The sequence below is a fragment of the Fredinandcohnia quinoae genome, from assembly GCF_022427965.1.
GTDB classification, from domain to species: Bacteria; Bacillota; Bacilli; order Bacillales; family Bacillaceae_L; genus Ferdinandcohnia; species Ferdinandcohnia quinoae.
On record NZ_JAKTTI010000009.1, the window covers coordinates 94,868 to 111,263 of the forward strand.

The window sequence follows — 16,396 nt, forward strand, 5'->3', positions numbered from 1 at the left end:
CTACTGAATAAAGTTAAAGTGTGACAATAATCGGACCATTTTTAGTAAGAATAATCGTATGTTCCAATTGGGCTACATAGCTTTGTTCTGTAACATAGGTCCAGCCGTCTTCCTTTTGGTATACTTCTTCTTCATAGGTTGAGATAAATGGTTCAAATGCGATAACCATCCCTTCCTTTAATAATTCATCATCCGATGGATCGTAATAATTACATATATGGTCAGGTGCTTCATGTATTGTACGTCCAATACCATGTCCTGTAAGGTTTTTGATAACCGTTAGTTCATGTTGTTTTGCTGTTTGGAATACTACCTTTCCAATTCCACTTATTTTGGAACCAGGTTTTGCTTTCTTAAGACCTGCTTCAAATGCCTTTTTAGCAATGTCGCATATTTTTGTTAATACTTCTTCTCCTTCGCCTACTACAAATGAGATTCCTGTATCTGCGAAATAACCGTTCTTTGAGCCCGAAACATCTACATTTACTAAATCTCCTTCTTTAATTACCCGACTTCCCGGAATTCCATGTGCCACTTCTTCATTAACACTAATACAAGTATAGCCAGGAAAATTATATTCACTTTTTGGAGCAGAAACGGCACCTTCTCTCTCAAAAATCTCTCCGGCTATTTCATCAAGCTCTTTAGTCGTTATACCAGGTATTGTCCTTTGTACTAATTCATCTCTAATAGAGGCAACAATTTTGCCAATTTCCTTCAAACCATTAAAGTCTTCCTCTGTTTTTGCAATCATTTTTCATACCTCACTATCTTTAATCATCAACTATTATTTTCTCAAAAATACTTCACTTATAGAAAAAACACCATCAATCACTCTTACTATTTCTTGTTCTGATAAAAACGTCGAGCTTTTGCACGGTTTCCGCAGTCGGCCATCGAACACCAGCGACGGCTCCGATTACGGCTCGTATCGAAGAAAAGCCAACCACAAGGATCGCCTTCACAATGTTTAACACGTCCCAGATCCTGCTCAGACGTCAAAATATCCACTGCAGACTGGACAATTGGAGGAAGCATGCTATCAAATGCACCTTCTGAAATATCAAATTGCAAGGAATAATCGTTCTCCATCGGTACAAGCTGCATGAGTTGATAATAATGACGCATCACTTTATTAAAGTTTGTCAGGTCCTCTGGATTTATTAATTCCTTTTTTGTGAAAGAACAAAATATCCGGTATATTGCTTCCCTCAGTTGAATAGCCTGCCTAAGAGTCTGTTCAGATTCTGATGGATTGAGTACAGATTTTTTCAAGAGGAGATGCGCCTGCTTCTCCTCTACTATTCCAGCATGGAGACTCCAGTCCACTAGTTTATCGTAACTCGTAAACCAATCCCGCCTTTTATCCTCACTCTCTCGCCAACTGATCGTATTTATGAAATCGAGACATAACCGCTCGCCGACCATCATATATTTGTTTGTTTCAGACATTGTAAAAACTCCTTCATTTCATATAACCATCATAAACTATATTGACAGTTAAATCCAACTCGATTAAACTTTAACCATCTAAATTATTTTAGATGGTTATAAAGGGAATTTCTAGTTTTTATCAAAAATTTGGAGGGTACGAGATGAACGATATGTTAAAGAAATCTTTCAAAGTGTTGTTGAAGGAAACATTTGATGGACCTGGTGGGAATGGAAGCTGGTACACTGAATCAAAGCCAGGAAGCGGTATTTTCGGCACGCTCGAAAGGGTATCTGCAGAAGAAGCATCCATCCCGGTCCAAGGTACCACTCTTGCAGCACACGTAGATCATACCAGATATTATTTGTGGATGGTGAACACCTATATGAAGGGTGAAAAACCAGATCTTGATTGGTCGGAATCATGGAAGATTTCATCCGTGGATGAAGACACCTGGTCAAGATTTAAAGCCAATCTTCAAAACGAATACACTACACTTCTTGAAAACATTCATTCACTCACTTCCTTAGATGAACAGACCTCATATGGAATCTTAGGGTCATTGGCACACTCAGCGTACCATCTCGGAGCGATCCGTCAAATGACCAAAACGGTTAAAGCACCAACCCAGTCATAATCACAACAAAAAACAGCGATCCGGATTCAATCGTTTCGCTGTTTTAGGCATCCAGCCCAAACTTTTATTGATTTTTTGATTAAAAATCTAGCTTAAGAAATCATTATCAAGAGACTCTTGCATTCACACACTCTTTACTCTTATAACTAAATGATTTTTACTATTATTTTCCCTTTAGCCCTACCAGTTTCTGCATATTCCATTGCTTTTTGAGCATCTTCAAAAGGAAAAACTCTTCTGATTAAATTCCATCATTTTAATAAAAATTCTGTATGAACCCCATGATGCCAGAAAATTAGCTTTTATAGTCAATTTCTATAAATTAAAACCCAAAGTTTGATTAAAAAGCTTGGATGTATCTAACAAGATGCTTAACTTCTGGACCTACTTCTTTAGGAACTAACATAATGATTTCACAACCTGAATATAATCTCATTGATGGGACTTTTGGCTAATTTTGATACATGCTTTATTTGAATAATGGGTCGCATAATTAGGAGGTGTAGGTTATGGGTTATACGGATAACTATGAAAGAGATGCCTATGGGATTATTGCCTTTTGGTTACGTAACGATTATGATCATGGTCGATTCTTTGACAGGGAAATAAGCCATTATGAAGTAGAGTTAGCCCGTGCAAACATGAATAACATTCATCGCCTAGGAGCGATATGGAAAAAGGCTGAGGCGAAACAAGGCGATCTCGGTACCCTGATTCACGAGGCCCAACATGCGACACGTGAATTTCACAGTTTGCTCGCTTATACAATGGATAAATCTTTACACTGTGAGGTAATCATTTCAACACCAGTATCCCTTCTCGATCACATGGTACGTGAAGCTGAAGAGTCCCAAAGGGTCTTTAAATTAATTCAAAGTGGTGGTCAAGTCTCAGTGGCAGATGCTACTATACATGAAACCGTCTTTTGGTTAAGACAAATGGCAGATCACCTAGGCTATATACGCCACTATTTAGATATATCGAATTATGACTTAAACTTTAGGGTTACAGAAATGATGCAAAAATTTGAAAGGCTATTAATGCAAGCAACCGCACTCAGAACAATGATACGTAAACCCCGAAATGAAATGCTACCAGTTTTAACAACCTTTAGGGAGATGATTATTAAGGAAGCTAAGGATCTTGAAGCATTCAAATTAGAATTAGATGACCTTATTAAACGTTGTGCGGCAGTCACAACATCTCCGCCAGATTTGTTGGAACATATCGCCAGAGAGGCTCATCACCTATGGAGGAACCTAGAGGAAGGGATTATAACCTAATATCCCTTTATCTGGAGGGAAATCACCTGGCTATTTTGTTTGATAAATTTACAGCTTTTTGAAATAATCTTGAACGGGATAAAAAGGAGCGTGGAAATATACTCAATTTCTGGGCATAGTGATAGTAATGCTGTTAGACTTTTTACAATAGGTTTTATATCAGTTTTCCTTCCAGAAGTTAATAAGGTAATCGACTTGTTTCTTCTCCACTATATTTACAGCAAAGTAGACAATATTCTTATATTTTACTTTTCTTATTGGATTTTCTACAACGTTATGCATTTCTCTAAAAACCATTATATCCGGTATTGTAAAAGCGATTAAGATAATAGCCATCTTACCATTTATGCCCCAGGTACCTCTAGTGCCTATAACTAGAGGTACGGGACTTTTCTTATCTTGTAAATAATTATAAACCCACTCTTGTTCGCTTAGCGTCTTCTTTTCATTCATTTGGATAATCTCACCCTTATTCGAACACATTTTATATCCGCTTTCTCTTTTTTAGCTGTCTAATTAATTTACACGCTTTTCACTCATAAGTTCGCTGACAGTACCGAGCTTGTATCCTTTTGCTTTTATGTCCATTATCATGGTATCCAATCCTTCAGCCGTTGGCTTTGTAGGGTGCATTAGAACCATTGATCCATTCCCTACCTTCGAAACAACCCTTCTAACCATTTCCGATGTTGCGGGTTTTCTCCAATCAACCGTATCAACCGTCCATATAACGGTTTTCATATCTAACCGGTTAGCTACTTGAATGGTTACCTGATTAAAACTCCCACTTGGCGGGGCAAACCACTTGGGTGTTATACCAAGAGTTTCTTTAATGACATCATTTGTCTTTTTCAGTTCTGCCATTGTTTCAGCCTCGGTACGCTGTTGAAGATTGGGGTGACTATATGCGTGGTTGCCAATTTCATGACCAGCATCCTTAATCATTTTGGCTAATTCAGGATTTTTTTTAACCCAACTTCCGTCAAAGAAAAACGTTGCCTTTGTTTCGTGATTACTTAAAACTTTTAGCATTCCTGGGATGAATTCATTCCCCCAGGCGACGTTGATCAAAAAAGCCACCATCGGTTTTTGTGGATTGCCCCTATAAATCGGTTCAGGATCCAAATCCTCTAAATGGACTTTTGGAGATACCTCCTTAAAAACAATCTTATTTTTATCAAATTCACCGCTTTTCTTCATCTTTTTGTAACTGGCATTAATATCTACACTCAGCCCATTATATCCGGGTATTGCTTTCCATACTCTGTCTACCTTTGCGTCAATTGGCTCAATTTTATGCTGATCACTATACATCTGAATCTTTCTATAAAGAGTATTGTCCTTATTTATTTCAGAGGAAGATGTGAAAGTTCCTCTATTATTGGATCCTGTTGACATGGCTTTATGTGGGTAAATAAATATTCCAAAAAATAGGACTATCATACCTGAAATTAATAAATAGTTACCAACCTTTTTCCGTATCATTTTAAAATCCTCCATTTTGCTATTTGCATAATATTAGGTTTCCCATTCATAAGAATAAATCACTTTACTTTCAGAAAAGTTTAAGGTGAAAGTTACTTTTGTGAAACTGTATGATAAACAAAATTAGAAACAACAAAACAAAAAGACTAGATCACTATTGAATCCAGCCTCGAATTTTATTTGGTTTTTGATTAAAAAAGCAGATTGATAATGATTGATATTACATGATAGACTGCCCGCTGCTCTTCCCGCTTCCTTTGCCGTTTGGATACCAACTATAAAGCAGGGAGATAAATTCGTGTTGTTTTTGAATAATGTTCGATCAAAAAAACTCACAAACCGGCATTTTTCAACAATTTAAAAGAATCCATTTTGAAAAAAATATTGATCAAAATGGATTCTGTCCCATTAGCACCTTACTATTCACTGATTGAAAAAGTCCAAAATACAAGTTCATTTTAGTTTACAAGCTTTCTCATCATCCATTCAATTGGGCCTCTTTTAAATTTCTTTCTCCATATTATTGAGAACAACATGCTCCCTACAAAAAACAAGGTGGAAAATATCAGCGATAATTCAAGTGTCTGATTTACCAATCTACCTAATAAAACCAATATCCCTATACCAACAAATACGTGACTTACATAATGAGTTAATGATAGTTGACCCGTATTAATTAAGGCCTTCACCAGCCAATTCCCCGAGAATTTCCTTGTAACATTAATGGAAATGACTACGATAAGTACAGCTGAAGAAGCATTGGAAGTTAGGTAGAATAAATTAGGAGGAATGGGTCCTGTTTGAAATAAATAACTTGCACTTTCTAAATCTAGTATTTTTAGCGAGGATTGGAGAAGAACTCTGGATGTAATTTCAAAAAATAGTAAAAGTAAAAAGGATATGTTCCCCATTTTTTTTATTAAATTCTTATTTGTCAATTCGAGTCTACCTATTATCATACCTAATAAAAAGAAACAGATCCAAGGAAATATAGGATGATATCCATTAAACAATAAATTTCTCATAAACCCTTCGATAGTCCAAAAGTCTGTGTACTCTATAAATGGTCTATCGTGATTCCATCCCTTTAAATAGTTACTTGTAACCTGCATAATTTGTGCAATTAGGCCAAAAAGGGAACAAATAATAATAATCATTTTGCTAGAAGTAGCAATTAAAAATGAAGCGATAAACATAAATACACCGTAGTAATGTAGAATATCTCCAGTCCAACCTACAACATATAAAACCATACCTAATAAAAATAGAAAAGCAGATCTTTTCCAAATATTTTTCTTACTTATCCTTATTATATTTGAATCTCCATTTCTAGCTTTCTTAGTCATTAAGGATATTCCAATTCCAGCCAGCAAAACAAAAACTGCGGATGCTCTTCCTTGAAAAAGTTCTGTAAACCAAATTAACCACTCTGATCCATTCCCCTCAGCCTCCACGATTACTTTATAGTTCACAACGAACATTCCAAATAATGCTAAGGCTCTAGCAAAATCCAATCCCTCTATCCGCCCATTTGTAATTTGATGTTTAGTCATTTCTTACACCTCTAAGCACACTTTTCACGGCTTCTTCCCATATCGTCTTGTAATCTAATTCTAGCCCTGTCAGTATAAAATTACCGATATTATCTATAACCATTACAAGCATATTAGATTTAGATTCTATCCTTTCCCCGTCAACGACACCAATCTTAACGCCATGATTCATGACCTTACTAAAGTTTTCAAAATAACCCATCTGTATTTTATTTAATTCATTCATGTATTTATCTTTCCTTGTTGCTAAAAGGATGTACTCATTAAATATTTTATTAAAATTAACATCTCTTTCCTGTTCCTCAATCATTTCAAAACCAATGGTCAGCAGATAGTGTTCAAAGTTAGTAGCTGTCAAATCATCAACCGTTAATGTATATTGGTTCACAATTTCCTTACAAATTTCCTCAAATAGAACATCAATTAGTTTTTCTTTCGAGTCAAAATAATAATAAATCGCAGGCTTTGAAATGCCTACTTCTTTAGCAATCATGGATAAACTCGTTTTATCAAATCCATTTTCCGCAAACATTTTATAAGCTGACTCTACAATAAGACCATATGTTTCTTCCCTATTCCTCATATCATCACCTCATCATTTACTTACCGGTCGGTAAATAAATGATAACACGAAAAACAAATAAATGGATGAATTTGTTTAAAATATGTTATTTACGATTCCTTATTCTATAAACCTACTTTGATAATATTACATTTATTCACAATCCTACTCATAAATATCTATTGAATTTTAAAATGAGTTACTCCACAATTTGGCCCTATTGTGGAATAAGAAAAAAACCTGCGTAGAAAAATTAACACAGGATTTTTAATCAAACTTTAGTATAAATTATCAATCTTTATAAAAAATAAAATTTGATCATTTTTCGTTCATTCTTCAACAAAAGCACCTGTTTACAAAAATGGAATACTTTGTTTTAAATTATCGAAATTTATTTTAAAACCACATTTAGAAATATCCAATTTTAATTAGAGTATAGCTTTAATAGTTCTTGTATTGGGAAACTATTTATATTGTTCATCCCAACAAAGTATTCTAATTGCCATTTCTGTGTTTCAATAGCTTGTTTGCTAGTGGGATTTTCCCATCTAGGGTAAACTCTAATTGCCATTTTTCCTTTTGTAATGGCTGTTTTAATGATATTTTGTTTTACAAGTACTTCTTTTGGAAAGACGAATTGTCCAAAATTATTATTTCTAGTAAAAGTATTGATAACCAATAAATCAGTAGCTTTTTCATATGAATAGGCTTGGTTTTTATTATCCCCATCCTTCTCCCAAAAAGCAACAAACTGTCCTATCTTGGTTGGTGTTATTTTTGCGACTCTAAATCTAATTGATTTTGAATTTAGCTGAAATATACCAGCCCCATAATCTGAATTTTGAGCTTCTTCTTCGACAGCTTTTATGGTTAAGTGATTGGGTTCATAAAACATTTTATTTACATATGTTAACGCACTATAAAATTCATTCATTGCTTTGCATCCCCTATTTTTTATATCTACTTTTTCCAACGCCTTTCAAATCAATATTAGCTTAATTTGAACACAATGCCTAAAACGCTGGATGTCTTTCGTGGAATTTTTTCTTTTTGTTTGTTTCATTATTCTCTCCGCTTGAACCAATTTGATGACATATAGATGAGTTTTTAATCTTATTATTATACCCAATACGGATACTCACTTCCTAATCCTTCCTCCCCAACAAATGGCCAATCTTAGACTTATTTATAAGCAGGTTATGTGGGAGTTTAGATTTATCGGTCAATGATCTCTTTTCCTTCTATAGGGATGAATTAAATTCTTTTAGAAGTATTGAAGTAGATCCTAGATTGGATAGTTTAAAACATAAATTTGTTGAAGAATTCTCAAGTAATCTACACATCAAACAGGAGAATTTTGGGAAATGCATTGGGCAGGTTTGTTTAGTAAGGAGAAGGAAAATTTTGGGTGTACGTTGAAATACAGTAATAAAAAGAATTGGGGCTATGAAATGGGATTTAATTTCCTTGAACTACTTGCTATCTTTACTGTTTTTTACATTTATAGATTACTTTTCGATTCAAAATATAAAACCAGAGAAAAGAAAAAGATTGCGTTTGATGTAGTGGCAATATCTATATTAGCTTTTTTATTGCAACGGATTATTGATTTCTTCTTTAACTAAAGGGTAGCGACGATCTAAGAAGGATTATCGCTTATTTTTGTTGAAGTAATTGTACTAACGAGTCAGGATTATTGAACAATTGCATGAAATGGAAAAGGAGAAAGGAAATAAATATGGAGCTACAAACGGAGAGACTAAAGCTTACCCCTTGTACTATTGAGTCATTATTAACTTATTCAACAAAAGAATACGAACTTGGTCCTCATATTGGAATGTATCTTGAGAAATTAAAAAGAGATACATCTGTTTTAGGTTGGGGTGTTTGGCTTGTTATTGATAAACAAACTAACAAAATTATTGGGGATATTGGGTTTAAAGGTAAACCTAACGAAGAAAAATCAGTTGAAGTTGGTTATGGTATTACATCATCAAAACAGAATAAAGGTTATGCAACAGAAGGATTAAAATGTATCATTGAATGGGCGTTTAACTCTGATTCGGTAAATAAGATAATGGCTAAATGTTTTGAGGATAATACCCCTTCGATTAAAGTGTTAGAGAAACTAAAGATGACAAAAATAAAGAGAGATAACGGTATGCTTTATTGGCAGTTGAATAAATAATTGGACTACTATTTAACTAAAGGGTGCGTTGATCCAAGAAAGATTAATGCACCTTTTTGTTGAAGGTATTAAACTAACAGGGCAGAATAGTTAAAGAAAAAGTTTTTTAGGTTATGTTTGAGAGTGAAAGGTGGTAAATCATATGATTGGAGTATTCTTAGACCGTGATGGAACAATTGGTGGGGATGGTGGAGGAATTCATCCTTTAGAATTTAGTCTTTACGAATATTCGGCTAAAGCTATTAACCTCCTTAATAAAAAAGGATTAAAGGTTTTTCTCTTTACTAACCAAAGTTGGATAGGGATGGGTAAGTTTACTGAACAGACCTTTCTTGAAGGGTGTAAAGAGATAGAGAAAGAATTAGAGAAAAATAATGCTTATTTAGAAGGAATTTATTATTGTCCTCATAAACCAGAGGATAATTGTAATTGTCGTAAACCTCTAACTACTCTATTAGAGAAGGCTAAAATAGAAAATAATTTGGACTTAAATAAGTGTTATATTATTGGAGATAGATTAAGTGATATGTTATCTGCTGAAAGTGTTGGTGCAAAAAAAATATTAGTTAAAACTGGAAGAGGTTTGAAGTCCTTTAAGGAGTTATCCAACAGCACTTCAGAAAAGTTGAAGGTCAATTATGTAGCCGACAACGTGTTTACTGCGGTTGAATGGATACTTATCGACTTAAGTAGCTAAATAATAAGCATTTTTCTGATTGAACTAACGGGGGCGATAGTCCAAGAGGATTATCGCTTATTTTTGTTGAAGTTATTGTACTAACGGTGCAGTTTAGTTGAACAATCGCCATTAGCTTTTTTTCAACGGCCATTTAATAGAATATGATTTTCGAACAAAATTGGATTATTATGTTATTATTGTTTTTAGATTTTTGAGAAAATTGCTATCTAAAGAAGCAGAACAGAATAAATGGATTTTTTGTGGCGATATAGAGGTAGATTGGTAAAGGGAGATGCACAAATGAAAAATATTTTTAATCAATTGCATTCAGAGGAAATTTTAAACCGTATTGACATATTAAACTCAAATTCAAAACCCCAATGGGGTAAAATGGGTGTTGCCCAAATGCTAGCACATTGCTCATCCTTTCAAGACATTGCAATGGGACATTCTTTTCCAGCGAGAGGTTGGTTAGGAATATTAATAGGAAACTTTGTGAAACCAATTTTTTATAACGACAAGCCATTAGCCCAAAATAATGGTCCAGAGAAGTGTACGACTCATCCACATCCATTTTTCGGTAAACTTACTTCCGAGCAATGGGGAATAGGAATATACAAGCACCTAGACCATCATTTAAAACAGTTTGGAGTTTAGTTAGTTTTTAGAAATATAAATAAAAGTTGACCAAAGAGAAAAGTAAAAAATAAACTGGTCCACATACTCCAGTGAAACAACACAGAATGCCAATAGTATTGCTTAGGGTCGTAAAAAAATTAAGCATTAGCTTTGATCCTACACCCCTTAAACTTAAATGCTGAATTTCTTTAATTACTAAAATACCAAGACCAATACTTGTGCAAACTTGTGTCATTAACGGCTTTAATGTATTAACTGAAAGTTTATTAGAGCGACAAGAATCTTATTAAACATAATTATTCATCTTTCCAATAAAATTATTTAGTTACTAGCCTCCCTCGTTAGTTCAATAGGAAAAATTGAAGTATAGATAATTCAAACTCAACTGTTTTACAAGCGGTAGGACTTTCTTTAAAACGGTACAACTTTTTTATAAACAGTACGTCTTTATTTCAAAGCTACAAAAAGTGAGTTATTCGCTTTATTCGCCGGATAGCTAAAAGTAAAAAATACACGACAGCCGGAGAAAACGAAGAAAAACTTTTTTCAGTCAAATATGGTGGTACTGATGATTTTTTAAATATTTTCATGCGAAAAGATACTTTAAAAAGGGCATATATTTCACGAAAATTGTACGCCCTTTTTAATTTGTTTAAGTATCATACAGCGATTTCATGGGTTAGCTTTAATCTCTAGGCAAGGAGAGGATTACTCTTCATACGTCCCCACTAAAATTAAAAGCCTTAAGAGACACTGCCTCCTAAGGCTTTGTTATCACTCAAAATGAATATTTATCATTTTAAGTCCATCCAATAAAAAATTACAATTTTCAGTTGTATCAGAGGCTAAAAGTTCAGTTACAGGACTTCCAAACCTTGTCCAATTATCTGAAATCCTCTCCAAAACTTCAGTTATTTCCCCTTGGGTTTTACGATCTGAAATTAACATTGTAATTTCTACAATGTATACTCCTTCAATCTTCCAATATGGTTCTACCTTCTGGGCTCCTTTACTCTTTAAAATAGGTTGGAAAATATTAAGAACTTTTTCTAAAACTAAATTTGCTTCTAGCTCACTATTTGCATTTACATATAACCTAATAAACATTACCATTCACCTATTTATGAGTTATTTTACCATCTAATGACACATTTAAATGTGACCCATCCCTACTAAGATGTCCTAATTGATTTTATCCTGTTCTTGAAAGTTGAACATCCCATTCAAAAGATTGACCTTTTGTCCAAACATTTCCGAATTTGTCTATATAACCACCATTTTTTTTAGGTAAAGGTTGAGAAGGTGACCAATTACCAGTAGGAACTCATATACAAAAACCCTATAGGTAGACTTTTTTAAATGTCTACCTATAGGGTAAATTTTAAACCTTTGGAGTAACTATTTATTCACCTAAAATTTTCCACAATTTCTCTAATTCTTCAATGTCACCCGACTTCCAATTTCTACCTTTAATATCTGTTAATAGCTGTTTGGTTCTTTTTAATAAAGTCTTTTTAAAACTATTGATACTAGTTTGACATGTAAAAAAAATGTGTTCAGAGCCTATCGTTTTCCTAATAAATCGCAATTCTATAATATCATCCGATATTTTAAAACCTCGTACTAATAATGGTCCATCCATAAAATCAAATTCCTGAACAATTCCATTTTGGCGACTATTTTTTAAATTTATTAGTGCAGTATGCCACCAAGTTAATATCACGACAATAAAGTCATTCCACCCTCTTTCAGGAAAATATTCGCCATTAAATGAAAAATAAATTTCACCGGTAATAACATTGCGATTATTTATAGATAAAGTATCTAAATCTATGTTCATTTCAATTTCTACCAAATCCACAATATTCACCTCGTTTAAAACATAGGATACGCCGTTTCTATAACTTTAGTTTTGGTATTAACCCACATTTCTATCCTCATCCCACCACTTTTCCCATGTACCTTTACTCTATCGCCTTGTGTTTTTACCCTCTTTCCATTTCGATAAGCATTTCTAATCGCATTTTCTATTTGCTTTTGATTCATATTACTTGGGAATAAGTCTTTCATCCCACTTTGTGTAGCTCTTCCGCCTGCTCTAGAGTGCCCTGACATAATATGTTCCATATCAATTTTTACTTTTTTATATGAAGGCAAACTTATAGCTTTACTAGTACTGTTAGATTTACCTCCACCACCAAAACTCCCACCTTTAGGAGTACCGTAACCACCTGGTATAAATTTCTCTTGTTTTAACGGCATAGTTCTTTGGCCGTCTGGGTCAATATTCATAACTGGATTATTTGTTGTATATGAATATCCATTCATAGTTAATGGACTAAATGTATTTCCAGGGTCTGGATCTTGCGATAAAAATACACCTGTATCTGGATTATAATATCTAGCCATTAAATAATACAACTTTGTATTTTCATCGTATCTATACCCTGCATAACGGTAAGGGTTTTCCGCTGCGATTGTTCCTGATTGGCTTAAGATATTTCCCCATGCATCATAGCTGTATGAGGCAACTACTTTTCCGACAGAATCAGTTAATGCAATGACATCACCATGTTGATTATACAAATAATAATAGGTTTGTCCATTCGTTGTCATCGTTGCTGGTTGGCCATTGTCATTATACGTATATTCTCTTACAACTTTATTTGAACCGTCAGTTTCATAAAGAATAGACCAAGGGCGTTCGTGATATTTAACTTTATTAGGATAAATAGTCATATCTATCTCTTGTACACCTTCAGGGGCTTTACTTGCCGTTATGATGCCGTCAGTATAAAAATGTTGGATTGCCAAGCATGGTAATAATGTACCCCAATCCATTAATATACCTTCTGTACGGCCTTGTGAGCGAAAATAAGCTTTAATCATCATATATGATCATATCGAAATGGTTCACTAATCCATTTCAGTTGTGCTTTTTCACCTTTTGCAAAAGGCCAAGCAATTTTAACCTGTTGTTTGCTCATAAATTTTCATTCCTGTTTCGTTCGTAAATATTTTTCCAAATACGGTTCTATTTCATGAAAATGATGTGACTTAACAGCGCCAATACGCTGTACTTTCCATAATACAACTGGTTCTTGCCTCTGTAATATTCGGTCAATAATCTTACAACAACGTCTGATTTGGAATTGCTGAGTAGATTCCGTAGTTTCAAATAGGAGCTTTTTAGTCTGGGGGAGTTTATCAAGATGTTTCTCCAAGTTTGATAATATCTCAAGTCGTTTTCCAATATTCGAGATTGTAATTCGAACAGGTTTATCTAGCTCGATTAACTCCTTGTAAAGCTTCTCTACTTTAGAGCAGTATTCTCGATCACGTGATGCCCAATCGACGATTGCTTTGTTATTCTTCTTCTCCTGAATTATAGGCAACTTTTCAAACAGCCACACTTTATCGTGACTATACAAGTATGTATATTCTTTTGGGAAACACTTACGAATTTGAGTTCTTGAATAACTTGGATATTGTTGCATTCCTTTTAATAATTGATTTCGATAAGTCAGCAACATCGAAGGAGTATCGTTGTCTGATAATCCTTCAATTTTTATCTCTGAAGAAAGATATTTTTTAATATCAATAATAGATTCTGAGAATTCAGTTATATTTAAGTAGTTTCGTTCCAAATCTGATAAAAACTCATGCTGCCTGTTTGTTTTTATTCCTTTTAAACGGGTTGAGCGACCTAGTGAAGATACATCTTGATATTCCCCTGCCAAAAAGTCCTTCCCTGCCTTCCTCTCCCCCTCACTCCCCTCAAACCCTTGCCGTTCTAAGCCCCACCCCTCTTTTCTCGCCTTTCTTCTTCATTCCATTCTGCTATTAAGTTCTTCCCCAAAACCCCCATTTTCGACCTCTTTTTTCTGCTCCGGGTTGTATCGAATATTTTGACAATGTTAAAGAGTTTGTACCGGTAATGGAGGTAAGAATCAAGAGAAAAGATGGCATGTGTAGCAATTTTGCTATGGTGATACAGTTAGAAAACACACTGAATAGAGATTGGAAATCCTACGGATTTTTTGTTGGAGAAAACGATTGAATCCCTTATTGGTCAAGGGATTGGACAGATAATGAGCAAAACAAAAAGACTGGATCACTAATGGACCCAGCCTCGAATTTTGATTAAAAAAACCGATTGAATAACGATTGATTACATGATAGACTGCCCGTTGCTATTCCCGCTTCCTTTGCCGTTTGGATACCAACTATTTAGCAGTAGGTACCGACTTTTTAGCGTGGGGAAGAAGAATAAGACAGGGAGATACTTGAATCTTTAGCCATGGTTTATATTCTGAACCAGTACCTGAGCCACGGCCTTCTTTAATCCACTTCTCATTTTTAGATGTTCTCTTTCTTTTTGACATAAAAACACCCCTTTAGACAATATTATCCAAAGGGGTAAAACAGTGCAACTTTTTTATAAACGGTATAACTTTCTTCAAAACAGTACATCTTTTTTATAAACGGTACATCTTTCTTTCAAATCCACAAATTTGTTCAGCCATAAAAAAGTTTAGGCAATCCTCCACCCGCTTTTTTCAGCACAATCCCTTATCCCGCTTGCCCTTACGCCCTTTTCCCATCTTTTTTAATTGAATAAAGTTTGTCCTGCCTTTTCTCCCACTTTTGATCAATCTTGTACCGAATTTTCAATGTCTCAGAGATAAAAAAGTTTGTCCAAAATAGAGGTAAGGGATAAGGATAAAAGGGTTGATTCCCCTTCTTTTTCAAGCCTTTTCAGGCTTTTCTTCAAGATCTTCCTCCCACTTTTACTCTTTGATCGCCCTATTTTGTGTATAACTTGTTGATATCTCACATTTCCCCATTCCCTTTTTCCCGCTTCAATTCCGTTATTCACAACTTATCCCCCTTTCAACCCAAACCTTCCTCACGCTTCTTCCTATTCACACTATTTATAAGCAAAAAAGAACCGAATGGCGTACCGATGGTACGCTACTCGATCCTTTGATATCAATATCTCGCTGATTGATCTTATCCTCAGAAGCAGATAATGTCTTTTTGTAGCTCTTGTATCCAATTCATTATTTCTTTGAAATTATAATCAAAGTCAAAATTGCATTCCAATATCTCTTCAATCTTATAATAGGCATTATCAAATAAATACCAAAGATATTCTAAAATCCTTATATCCTCTGGATTTTTTTCCGAAAATAGTTCAAGACTTTTCACGATAATGCCTAAGCCTACATTAACCTTTTCCCATATTTTGTGCCAAGTTTCATCATTTGGGTTAGTAATATATTTGAAATCATCCAACAGATTAGGAAGTGAGAATAATGCATCATTTAGTGTAGTAACTCCGTACAAGTACAAATCTTCATTATCTTCTTTGAGAAGCAAGTTATAAGAATCAATCACATATTTGTGCGATATCCAAAGATATTCGTTAATTTGTTGGGAAAATGTTTGATTAGACATATTGAGGTCTCCTTAATATGAGGTTTTGTTTGAGGTAAGCGTAAGACGGGGGTGCTTGTGGAAAAGGTTAAGCACATCCATGTGAGGCAGTCATAAATCGCTTATATATTCTATCTTATATCGGATAATGAAGCAGGACAATAGATTGAATGTCTTAGTCTGTTCTATGCCTAAAAGCCTTGATACTACTGGAATAGACCGATGGTCTTTAAAGTATAAGCTCAAAAGGGAGCCATAAATGACCGATTAAAAGCCCGTTTGTAATACCAGTGAAAAAGAGTGAAAAAAGCATGAGTATAGGATGGAAGGACTTGAATAATGAATGTTTGAGGGAAAGAAGCGGGACAAGATAGATGGAAAGGATAATGATATGAAAAAACGAAGCGGATATAAATGACAGAAGCGGTTCTTTTTTGATCATTAAATCGAGTAGAGTGAACGAATCGGAATTTTGATTCGTTCGACCCTCTCACACCAC

Annotated in this window: 18 protein-coding genes and 4 pseudogenes; 6 read left to right on the forward strand and 16 right to left on the reverse strand. The window is 34.4% G+C overall.

Annotated elements, in window-relative coordinates; all coding sequences use genetic code 11:
• Window positions 1-13: 13 nt before the first annotated feature.
• Together map and MJG50_RS08255 are read right to left on the reverse strand one after the other, a co-directional pair.
• Complete coding sequence (gene map, locus MJG50_RS08250; RefSeq protein ID WP_240254569.1) at window positions 14-754, reverse strand: type I methionyl aminopeptidase; 741 nt, start codon at window positions 752-754, stop codon at window positions 14-16.
• An 86-nt stretch (window positions 755-840) separates the two neighbouring features.
• Window positions 841-1,452 carry a CGNR zinc finger domain-containing protein gene (locus MJG50_RS08255; RefSeq protein WP_240254579.1) on the reverse strand — a complete coding sequence of 204 codons (612 nt, stop codon included), beginning with the start codon at window positions 1,450-1,452 and terminating at the stop codon, window positions 841-843.
• Window positions 1,453-1,595: 143 nt separating this feature from the next.
• Between MJG50_RS08255 and MJG50_RS08260 the strand changes: the two genes are divergently transcribed.
• The gene (locus MJG50_RS08260; protein WP_240254581.1) at window positions 1,596-2,069 is read left to right on the forward strand and encodes a hypothetical protein; all 474 of its coding nucleotides are present in this window, start codon (window positions 1,596-1,598) and stop codon (window positions 2,067-2,069) included.
• Between the two features lie 146 nt (window positions 2,070-2,215).
• On the opposite strand, the pseudogene MJG50_RS08265 reads toward MJG50_RS08260, so the two are convergent.
• Window positions 2,216-2,314: pseudogene (locus MJG50_RS08265) on the reverse strand (zinc-binding dehydrogenase); the annotation flags it as partial.
• A 264-nt stretch (window positions 2,315-2,578) separates the two neighbouring features.
• Here MJG50_RS08265 and MJG50_RS08270 point away from each other — a divergent pair.
• On the forward strand, window positions 2,579-3,352 hold the full coding sequence (locus tag MJG50_RS08270; protein WP_240254583.1) for a DUF2935 domain-containing protein: 774 nt from the start codon (window positions 2,579-2,581) through the stop codon (window positions 3,350-3,352).
• A 159-nt stretch (window positions 3,353-3,511) separates the two neighbouring features.
• On the opposite strand, the gene MJG50_RS08275 is transcribed toward MJG50_RS08270, so the two are convergent.
• The 5 genes from MJG50_RS08275 to MJG50_RS08295 all read right to left on the reverse strand — a co-directional run bounded on the left by MJG50_RS08275 (window position 3,512) and on the right by MJG50_RS08295 (window position 7,886).
• On the reverse strand, window positions 3,512-3,805 hold the full coding sequence (locus MJG50_RS08275; protein WP_240254585.1) for a hypothetical protein: 294 nt from the start codon (window positions 3,803-3,805) through the stop codon (window positions 3,512-3,514).
• A gap of 63 nt (window positions 3,806-3,868) precedes the next feature.
• Entirely contained in the window at window positions 3,869-4,834 is a 966-nt protein-coding gene (locus MJG50_RS08280; protein WP_431307267.1) for a polysaccharide deacetylase family protein, read from the reverse strand.
• A gap of 461 nt (window positions 4,835-5,295) precedes the next feature.
• Window positions 5,296-6,390: a DUF418 domain-containing protein gene (locus tag MJG50_RS08285; RefSeq protein ID WP_240254589.1), complete on the reverse strand. Its 1,095-nt coding sequence runs from the start codon at window positions 6,388-6,390 to the stop codon at window positions 5,296-5,298.
• The gene (locus tag MJG50_RS08290; RefSeq protein ID WP_240254591.1) at window positions 6,383-6,973 is read right to left on the reverse strand and encodes a TetR/AcrR family transcriptional regulator; all 591 of its coding nucleotides are present in this window, start codon (window positions 6,971-6,973) and stop codon (window positions 6,383-6,385) included. Before MJG50_RS08290 ends, MJG50_RS08285 begins: the two co-directional genes overlap by 8 nt.
• Before the next feature lie 403 nt (window positions 6,974-7,376).
• Complete coding sequence (locus MJG50_RS08295) at window positions 7,377-7,886, reverse strand: MepB family protein (RefSeq protein ID WP_240254593.1); 510 nt, start codon at window positions 7,884-7,886, stop codon at window positions 7,377-7,379.
• Window positions 7,887-8,316: 430 nt separating this feature from the next.
• On the opposite strand from MJG50_RS08295, the gene MJG50_RS08300 reads away from it, so the two are divergent.
• From MJG50_RS08300 to MJG50_RS08315, 4 genes are all read left to right on the forward strand, one after another.
• A complete protein-coding gene (locus tag MJG50_RS08300) occupies window positions 8,317-8,577 on the forward strand; it encodes a hypothetical protein (RefSeq protein ID WP_240254595.1) in 261 nt (86 codons plus the stop codon).
• A gap of 113 nt (window positions 8,578-8,690) precedes the next feature.
• On the forward strand, window positions 8,691-9,140 hold the full coding sequence (locus tag MJG50_RS08305) for a GNAT family N-acetyltransferase (protein WP_240254596.1): 450 nt from the start codon (window positions 8,691-8,693) through the stop codon (window positions 9,138-9,140).
• Between the two features lie 142 nt (window positions 9,141-9,282).
• Complete coding sequence (locus tag MJG50_RS08310) at window positions 9,283-9,837, forward strand: D-glycero-alpha-D-manno-heptose-1,7-bisphosphate 7-phosphatase (RefSeq protein ID WP_240254598.1); 555 nt, start codon at window positions 9,283-9,285, stop codon at window positions 9,835-9,837.
• Between the two features lie 282 nt (window positions 9,838-10,119).
• Window positions 10,120-10,476: a hypothetical protein gene (locus tag MJG50_RS08315; protein WP_240254600.1), complete on the forward strand. Its 357-nt coding sequence runs from the start codon at window positions 10,120-10,122 to the stop codon at window positions 10,474-10,476.
• 756 nt (window positions 10,477-11,232) lie between these two features.
• Here the strand turns inward: MJG50_RS08315 and MJG50_RS08320 are convergent.
• The 8 genes and pseudogenes from MJG50_RS08320 to MJG50_RS08350 form a co-directional block, all read right to left on the reverse strand.
• Window positions 11,233-11,565 (reverse strand): hypothetical protein, encoded by a 333-nt coding sequence (locus MJG50_RS08320; RefSeq protein WP_240254602.1) that lies wholly within the window; start codon window positions 11,563-11,565, stop codon window positions 11,233-11,235.
• Window positions 11,566-11,575: 10 nt separating this feature from the next.
• Window positions 11,576-11,770, reverse strand: a pseudogene (locus tag MJG50_RS22450) (polymorphic toxin type 17 domain-containing protein); the annotation flags it as partial.
• Between the two features lie 90 nt (window positions 11,771-11,860).
• The gene (locus MJG50_RS08325) at window positions 11,861-12,319 is read right to left on the reverse strand and encodes a hypothetical protein (RefSeq protein WP_240254604.1); all 459 of its coding nucleotides are present in this window, start codon (window positions 12,317-12,319) and stop codon (window positions 11,861-11,863) included.
• A 14-nt stretch (window positions 12,320-12,333) separates the two neighbouring features.
• Complete coding sequence (locus MJG50_RS08330; protein WP_345893221.1) at window positions 12,334-12,750, reverse strand: EndoU domain-containing protein; 417 nt, start codon at window positions 12,748-12,750, stop codon at window positions 12,334-12,336.
• Window positions 12,730-13,152, reverse strand: a pseudogene (locus tag MJG50_RS08335) (RHS repeat-associated core domain-containing protein); the annotation flags it as partial. The pseudogene MJG50_RS08335 and the gene MJG50_RS08330, both read right to left, overlap by 21 nt.
• A 299-nt stretch (window positions 13,153-13,451) precedes the next feature.
• Complete coding sequence (locus tag MJG50_RS08340; protein WP_345893220.1) at window positions 13,452-14,198, reverse strand: TnsD family Tn7-like transposition protein; 747 nt, start codon at window positions 14,196-14,198, stop codon at window positions 13,452-13,454.
• 546 nt (window positions 14,199-14,744) lie between these two features.
• Window positions 14,745-14,843, reverse strand: a pseudogene (locus tag MJG50_RS22310) (heteromeric transposase endonuclease subunit TnsA); the annotation flags it as partial.
• 634 nt (window positions 14,844-15,477) lie between these two features.
• Window positions 15,478-15,918, reverse strand: coding sequence for a hypothetical protein (locus MJG50_RS08350; protein WP_240254608.1), 441 nt, complete (start codon window positions 15,916-15,918; stop codon window positions 15,478-15,480).
• Between the last annotated feature and the right edge of the window lie 478 nt (window positions 15,919-16,396).